General features: G+C 69.9%; 9 protein-coding genes and 2 pseudogenes. 7 read left to right on the top strand and 4 right to left on the bottom strand.

Annotation, left to right across the window (positions count from 1 at the left end; translation table 11 throughout):
* Both L0H79_RS19790 and L0H79_RS19785 read left to right on the top strand, forming a co-directional pair.
* The coding region (locus L0H79_RS19790) for a class I SAM-dependent RNA methyltransferase (RefSeq protein WP_367652501.1) at nt 1-1,257 on the top strand (1,257 nt) is incomplete at its 5' end.
* Nucleotides 1,258-1,421: 164 nt separating this feature from the next.
* Nucleotides 1,422-1,826: a thioesterase family protein gene (locus L0H79_RS19785; RefSeq protein WP_301486360.1), complete on the top strand. Its 405-nt coding sequence runs from the start codon at nt 1,422-1,424 to the stop codon at nt 1,824-1,826.
* A 17-nt stretch (nt 1,827-1,843) separates the two neighbouring features.
* Here the strand turns inward: L0H79_RS19785 and L0H79_RS19780 are convergent, their stop codons facing one another.
* On the bottom strand, nt 1,844-3,112 hold the full coding sequence (locus tag L0H79_RS19780; RefSeq protein WP_367652500.1) for a cell wall-binding repeat-containing protein: 1,269 nt from the start codon (nt 3,110-3,112) through the stop codon (nt 1,844-1,846).
* 326 nt (nt 3,113-3,438) lie between these two features.
* Between L0H79_RS19780 and L0H79_RS19775 the strand changes: the two genes are divergently transcribed.
* The 5 genes from L0H79_RS19775 to L0H79_RS19755 are packed head-to-tail and all read left to right on the top strand — an operon-like array spanning nt 3,439 to nt 5,151.
* The gene (locus L0H79_RS19775) at nt 3,439-3,717 is read left to right on the top strand and encodes a hypothetical protein (RefSeq protein WP_301486358.1); all 279 of its coding nucleotides are present in this window, start codon (nt 3,439-3,441) and stop codon (nt 3,715-3,717) included.
* Nucleotides 3,714-3,992, top strand: a complete 279-nt coding sequence (locus L0H79_RS19770) for a hypothetical protein (protein ID WP_301486357.1) — start codon at nt 3,714-3,716, stop codon at nt 3,990-3,992. The genes L0H79_RS19775 and L0H79_RS19770 overlap by 4 nt, the downstream gene beginning before the upstream one ends.
* Nucleotides 3,941-4,447, top strand: a complete 507-nt coding sequence (locus tag L0H79_RS19765; protein ID WP_301486356.1) for a hypothetical protein — start codon at nt 3,941-3,943, stop codon at nt 4,445-4,447. The genes L0H79_RS19770 and L0H79_RS19765 overlap by 52 nt, the downstream gene beginning before the upstream one ends.
* Complete coding sequence (locus L0H79_RS19760) at nt 4,432-4,665, top strand: hypothetical protein (RefSeq protein ID WP_301486355.1); 234 nt, start codon at nt 4,432-4,434, stop codon at nt 4,663-4,665. The genes L0H79_RS19765 and L0H79_RS19760 overlap by 16 nt, the downstream gene beginning before the upstream one ends.
* Nucleotides 4,666-4,668: 3 nt before the next feature.
* Nucleotides 4,669-5,151 (top strand): hypothetical protein, encoded by a 483-nt coding sequence (locus L0H79_RS19755; protein ID WP_301486354.1) that lies wholly within the window; start codon nt 4,669-4,671, stop codon nt 5,149-5,151.
* Between the two features lie 185 nt (nt 5,152-5,336).
* Here L0H79_RS19755 and L0H79_RS22330 read toward each other — a convergent pair.
* The 3 genes and pseudogenes from L0H79_RS22330 to L0H79_RS19745 all read right to left on the bottom strand — a co-directional run.
* Nucleotides 5,337-5,516 (bottom strand): annotated as a pseudogene (locus L0H79_RS22330) (amidohydrolase); the annotation flags it as partial.
* Entirely contained in the window at nt 5,513-6,118 is a 606-nt protein-coding gene (locus L0H79_RS19750; RefSeq protein ID WP_301486353.1) for a M20/M25/M40 family metallo-hydrolase, read from the bottom strand. The gene L0H79_RS19750 and the pseudogene L0H79_RS22330, both read right to left, overlap by 4 nt.
* Nucleotides 6,099-6,291 (bottom strand): annotated as a pseudogene (locus tag L0H79_RS19745) (hypothetical protein); the annotation flags it as partial. The pseudogene L0H79_RS19745 and the gene L0H79_RS19750, both read right to left, overlap by 20 nt.

The raw sequence follows: 6,291 nt of genomic DNA, 5'->3' as shown, positions 1-6,291 counted from the left end.
AGCCGCGACCGCAGGCCCCGAGAGCGACCCGGGGACGCCCCGCCCCTGGTGGGCTCGGAGTGGGATCTGGAGGTCGGGCCGGTCGCTCACGGGGGACACTGCGTCGCCCGGCACGAGGGGCAGGTCGTCTTCGTGCGTCACGCCCTTCCCGGTGAGCGCGTCCGGGCCCGGGTCACCGAAGGCCGGGTGGGTGACCGCTATGTGCGGGCCGATGCGGTCGAGGTGCTGGCGGCATCGCCGCACCGGATCGAACGCCCATGCCGGTATGCCGTGCCCGGCCAGTGCGGTGGCTGCGACTTCCAGCACGTCTCGGTGAGTCATCAGCGTGAGCTCAAGGCCACCGTCGTGCGGGAGCAGTTCGCCCGGCTCGCCGGTCTCGAGATCGACGTCGAGGTGCAGCCGGTCCCGGGGGACCGTGACGGGCTCCGCTGGCGCACGCGGGTCGAGCTCGCCGTCGACGGCGATGGGCGGGCGGGGCTGCGCGGGTACCGGTCCCGTCGTGTGGTACCGGTCGACGACTGCCTCATCGCGACGCAGGCCGTCATCGCGACCGGGGTGCTCGACACCGACTGGGCCGGGGTGAGCGCCGTCGAGGTCGTCGACGCGGCCTACCCCGAGGACCCGGTCCTCGTGCCGGTCGGGGGCGAGCGCCGCGGCGACGGGGGAATCGTCGGCGAGCTCGTCCGGGACGGTGACTGGGTCGGCGAGTATGTCGTGCCGGCGCGGGGGTTCTGGCAGGTCCATCCGGGGGCGGCGAGCACGCTGCTCGCGAGGGTGATGGCGCACCTGGGCGTGCGGCCGGGCGACCACGTGCTCGACCTCTACGCGGGGGCGGGGCTGTTCACGATGAGGCTCGGCGAGCTCGTCGGGGCCTCGGGAGCGGTGCTCGGGGTGGAGGGTGACGAGCGGGCGGTCCGCGCCGGTGCCGAGAACTGCGCCGACCTCCCGTGCGTCGAATGGCGGGTCGGCCGGGTCGAGCGCCACCTCGAGGTCCTCGTCGCGCAGCGCATCACGGCGGACCTCGCCGTTCTCGACCCGCCCCGGGCCGGCGCCGGCGCGCGGGTCGTCGCCTCGCTCACCCGTATGGCGCCGCGGCGGGTCGTCTACGTCGCGTGCGACCCGGCCGCCCTGGCCCGCGATGTGAAGACCTTCGCGTCCCACGGCTACCGGCTGGCTCACCTCGAGGCCTGGGACGCCTTTCCGATGACCCACCACGTCGAGTGCGTCGCGGTCCTCGAGCCGGCCGCCCCGGCCTGACGCGTCGTCCGCCGGGACCGCGCGCCGTGACACGTACCGCATCCTGTATCTTCTCGACGACGCTCACCGGATCGTGGAGGTCACGGCCGTTCGGCACCGCGCCGATGCCGATCGGACCTGATCCGGCTGCCCATCCCACCGACTCGTCGCCGAGAGGATCCAAGGTGTCGTTCAGCTATCCCGTCGCGATCAAGTTCTCCGAGATCGACATGGTCGGCGTCGTCTTCAACTCGCACTACCTCACGTGGTGCGAGGACGCGAAGTGGGCCTTCCTCGGGCAGGCCGGGTTCGGCCCGGCACACTTCGCCGCGGAGCGGGGCAACGCCTTGGTCCGGCATGCCGAGATCGACTGGGTCGCAAGCCTGCAGCCGCACGACCGGGCCGAGATCCGGGTCTCGGTCGAGCGGGTCGGGGCCTCGTCGTTCACGCTGCGCCACGAGATCTGGCGCGCGGGCGAGCAACCCATCCTCACCGCGACGCTCGTCATCACGTATGTCTGGGTCGACTCGGAGTCCGGCGCCAAGACCGATCTCGCGCCGGCCCTGCGCCGCGCCCTGGCTCCGGCGTGAGCTGGCGCAGCGGGGAGTTACGGGCAGGCACGGGTTCCGAGGTAGGCGACGTCGGCCTGCCCGACGACGGTCCTGGCCGCCAGCGGGAAGGCCGTCAAGGCTGCCGCGGTGCTCAGCGGGTGACAGTCCTTGAGTGTGAGCAGTATTCGCGACGCAGTTCCGCTGGCCACTGAGGCTGCCACATCTCCGCTGACCGCTGAGGCCGCCACCAGCGCGTCTGGAAAGTCTCGACCTGTCGCCAGGTAGACGTGCGCAGGCTGCTCGGCACGGGATCTCGCCACCTTCGCGGCCGTCTCGTAGCGGTCCTTACCGCCAAGGCGGGTGAACTTGGCTTCGGGGCGCAGCGTGCGGATTTCGGCAGCGACCCGTTCACTCACGGCACCGGGACCTCCGACGACGACGACCTCTTGGTCCTCCATCCACGGCGGCTGGTCTCGAAGATAGTCCCGAACTGACGGTGGCAGGGAGTCGCGTCGCGTGAGCAGGACAGGGGCTGCAACACCCGAGGAGTTCTGCAACGGGTTGAGCTGGGCGGCCGTCACCGCGTCCGCGAAATCCTCGCCGGAGGCGATGAACACCCTGCCCGGTTCGTAGCCCTCCATCCAGAGAAACAGCGGCGTCGCCACCTTGACTGACGTCTCGTACCGATCCGCGCCGGCGAACCTCGATATCTGTGCGACACCCGTGACGGTGCGCAGCGACGTGGCCACGCCCTCGGAGACGGCGCCCGGGCCACCGACGATCGAGATCTCCTCGGGATGGAGCCGGCGCAGCTCAGCCTCCACGACCGGGGGTATGCCTTGCTTCTTGACCAGAAGCATGGTCGAGCCACTCCGGAGGTCGTCCAAGGCGGGGATGGCGGCTGCGACCGAGGCGTCCGGGAAGTCCTCACCCGACACGATGACCACTTTCGTGTTGCGTGCCAAGGGGTTCGGGAATCGTCGCTGGCTGACGGCTACCGCGGTGGCATATCGGTCGGGTCCACCCACCCGCTCCCAGGTACCACCAGCGGTAGCTTCCAGGACTGGGGAACCCTCGAGCCGGAGCTGGGAGCCCTGCCGCCCCGCCGCGTTTGCCCCGCCGCCGGTCAGGACGAGACAGGCGACCGAGACGGTCGCACAGGTCAAGCCCCGGCGCCGCCGACGAGTCCCTGCCACCTCGCCGACCTGGCCGCTTCCGCGTTGCGTGCGGGGCAGGTCGTCTGCGCCGACGGCACGACCGTTCCCCTGGACCGAAACGGACCGGCGTGCAGCCAGCGAACCCCTCGAGACGCAATGACGGCTCATCGTGCGATCCTGCCGGTGCCGGATCGGTCGGTCAAACTGTGGATATGTGACTCACGGAAGGGGTCCCCGGCGGTGACAAACGAGCCGTCACTCCTACCGGGGCGATCAGCGTGGGTCTTCGGAATGCCAAGACCGATCTTGCGCCCACATTGCGCCGCCCTGGCCTCCACCTCCCTATTGCGGACCAGGCCGTGCGCGTGGAGGATGACACGGGGTCGCGCCCCGCTGCTGCGGCAGACCCAGTTCCGGCTCACGACGCCGGCCGCGGCCGGTGGGACGGGAAGCCCGATGTCAGACCCGTACTTGCGAAGGCCCCATCCGCTCGGATGAAGGTCCTGTGGGGGTTGGCACTGGCGACGCCACCGGTGTGCGCGTACCTGCTGCAGTGGTTGCCGGCGCTCAACGGCCCGCACCTGTGGCTCGGCCTGCCGACGATCCTGTGGTGGACGACGGTCCCGGGCAGCGCCTTGGTCGTGCTCGTGCTGGTGTTCATCGAACAGACCCGGACCGATGACGACGAGCAGGACCGCCTCGACGACCAGGCGGCCCGCGAAGCAGACCAGCGTGAGGCGGAGCGGCGCAGGGACGGGGAGAAGCTCGCATGACCACACTCGAGGCCGTCGTCCTGGTCGGCATGCTCTTCATCGCGTTCCTCGGCTTCCTCGGTCGACGCCACCCGAACGCGGACATCACTGACTGGACCGTCGGTGGACGCTCGTTCGGCGTCGCGACCACCTGGCTGCTACAGGCGGGCGAGATCTTCACGACCGTCACCTTCCTCGGGCCGCCGGCCTGGTGGTGGCTGGGGGAGCCGCGGTCTTCTACTCCATGCCGTACGTTCCGCTCGGCTACCTCGTCCTCTACTTCGTCGCACCGGTGACCTGGCGGCGGGCCAGGGCTCGCGGGTACCTGACCCAGGCCGACTTCCTCGAGGACAGCTACGGCTCTGGCAGCCTCGGCGTCTTGGCCGCCATCGCGGGCGTGGTGTTCCTGCTGCCCTACCTGCGGCTGCAGATCACCGGTCTGGTTCTGATCGTGCAGCTGGTGACCGGCAGCGACGCTTCCCAGACCTGGAGCATGATCGTCGGCTTCATCCTCGTGGTCGCGTTCGTGCTGTGGTCCGGCCTTCGGGGCGTCGCCACGACCGCGTACTTCAAGGACGCCCTGATGCTGATCGTGCTGCTGGTCGTGTGCATCGGCGTGCCGATCCACTTCACCGGCGGCTTCACCAACGTCTTCCACGAGGTGCAGGAGAGGCACCCGAGATGCTGCACGTGTAGGGCACGGGCGTGTTCGGCATCCCGTGGTTCATCTCCAACATGGCGATCAGCATGATCGGGGTGATGTTCATGACGCTGCCCCACACCTGGCCGCCGATCATGTCGGCCCGCAGTTCGAGGGTGCTGCGACCCAACTACCTGTGGCTGCCGCTGTACAACTCGATGATCGTGCTGCCACTCATCTTCGGCTACGTCGCGTTCGTCATCCTCGGTGCCAACACCGACCCGGGTGCCGCCCTGTTGCACCTGTCGGCGCAGGCGTTCCCCGAGTGAGTGATGGGACTGGCCGCCGTCGCCGGGATCGCGACAGCCATGGTGCCCTCCGCGGCGCTCCTGATCGGTATGTCGACCCTCGTCTCGCGCAACATCTTCCGTACCAGCTCCGAGCGACGACAGTTCACGATCACCCAGGTCACCGTAGTGGTGGCCACCTTCTTCGCCCTGGTCCTGGCCCTCGTCATGCCGAACCTGCTGGCGAACCTGCTGCTGATCACCTTCAGCGGACTCGACCAGCTCGCGCCGGCCATTGCCCTGGCGTCGTTCCTGCCCAAGCAGGTGAGCGGCCGGAGCGTCACCGCCGGGCTGCTCGCAGGCCTGCTGGTCGTCATCCTCTGCACGTTCTGGCTCACCGCGCCGGGGGCGATCAGCGTGGGCATCTTCGGGTTGGTCGCCAACCTCATCGTCCTCGTCGTGGTGGAGGCAGCCCGGCGCAGCACCGGGATGCGCTCGGAGCATTCGGTCGACGCGCATGCCGGCTGAGCCGGGCCAAACACGGTGTCGCCCGGTTGGAGGACATCGGGCGCAGCCGGGTGTGGGTCTGCTGCGCGACTGACGCGGTCAGCCTTCTCGGCCGCGGCGCCAGGCCAACATCGCGAGCGTCGTCGCTGCCCGGGGGGGAGTACGGCATCGTCGAAGGTCGCGCGGGGCGAGTGGTTCGTCTCCTCGGGGTGACCAGGAATCCCGGCACCAAGCATGACGAAGGCGCCGGGCACTTCGCGCAGCACCGACGAGAAGTCCTCCGAACCGGGAAGCGGCTCGTCCCGCTCGGTGACGGCGTCCGCGCCGAAGCACTCGGTGATCGTCTCGACGAGGTAGGCCGTCTCGGCCGGGTCGTTGATCGTCACCGGATAGTCCGGCGGGCAGGAGACCTCGGCTGACAGGCCGTGCGCTGCCGCGATCCCCTCGATGAGTCGCGGGACCTCGGCACAGGCGCGGGCCTTGGGTCTCCTCGGAGAAGGTGCGGATCGTCAGGCCGCTCGCCGGTTGCCGGGATGACGGCCGAGTCCGTCCCGGCGGCGATCTTGCCGACCGTCAGCACGATCGGCTCGAACCAGGAGTAGCGCCGGTTGACGTGGGTCTGCAGTGCGACTGTGATCTCGTACGCGACCGGGACCGGGTCCTTGGCCAGGTGCGGGGACGACCCCTGCCCGCCCTGCCCGGTGACCACCGCGCGCATGTCATCGCAGCCGGCCATGAAGGCCCCGGGACGCGTGGCGAACTGGCCGTGCGGCAGCATCCCGGAGAAGACATGCAAGCCGAAGGCTGCGTCCGGTCGACGGCCGGCGACCTCGAGGACACCGCCCTCGATCATCCACTTCGCGCCGACCGACGCCTCCGGGCCGGAACATGAAGACCACGTCCGAGACGAGGTCGTCGCGGTGGGCGTGCAACATCGACAGCGCCCCCACAACGCGGTCGTGTGCACGTCATGCCCGCAGGCGTGCATTCCGCCCCGGCACCTCCGACGAGTACGGCAGCCCGGTCTCCTCGGTCACCGGCAGGGCGTCCATGTCCCCGCGGAGCAGGACGAGCGGCCGCGCGACCCGACGAGCGCACACCGGACCGTCGCTGGCATGTCGCGGCCGACGGGCGTGCTGCGGAGGGCGCGGAGGGGGTGCT

The sequence above is a fragment of the Intrasporangium sp. genome (genome assembly GCF_030452765.1).
Lineage (GTDB): Bacteria > Actinomycetota > Actinomycetes > Actinomycetales > Dermatophilaceae > Intrasporangium_A.
The sequence above is the reverse complement of the archived record's forward strand: the minus strand, read 5'-3'. Positions and strand labels throughout refer to the sequence as shown.

Coding starts and splice junctions, on each gene's coding strand:
- L0H79_RS19780 (WP_367652500.1), bottom strand. CDS start 3,112: ATGAGCCGTCATTGCGTCTCGAGGGGTTCGCTGGCTGCACGCCGGTCC.
- L0H79_RS19775 (WP_301486358.1), top strand. CDS start 3,439: ATGAAGGTCCTGTGGGGGTTGGCACTGGCGACGCCACCGGTGTGCGCG.
- L0H79_RS19770 (WP_301486357.1), top strand. CDS start 3,714: ATGACCACACTCGAGGCCGTCGTCCTGGTCGGCATGCTCTTCATCGCG.
- L0H79_RS19765 (WP_301486356.1), top strand. CDS start 3,941: ATGCCGTACGTTCCGCTCGGCTACCTCGTCCTCTACTTCGTCGCACCG.
- L0H79_RS19760 (WP_301486355.1), top strand. CDS start 4,432: ATGGCGATCAGCATGATCGGGGTGATGTTCATGACGCTGCCCCACACC.
- L0H79_RS19755 (WP_301486354.1), top strand. CDS start 4,669: ATGGGACTGGCCGCCGTCGCCGGGATCGCGACAGCCATGGTGCCCTCC.
- L0H79_RS19750 (WP_301486353.1), bottom strand. CDS start 6,118: ATGCACGCCTGCGGGCATGACGTGCACACGACCGCGTTGTGGGGGCGC.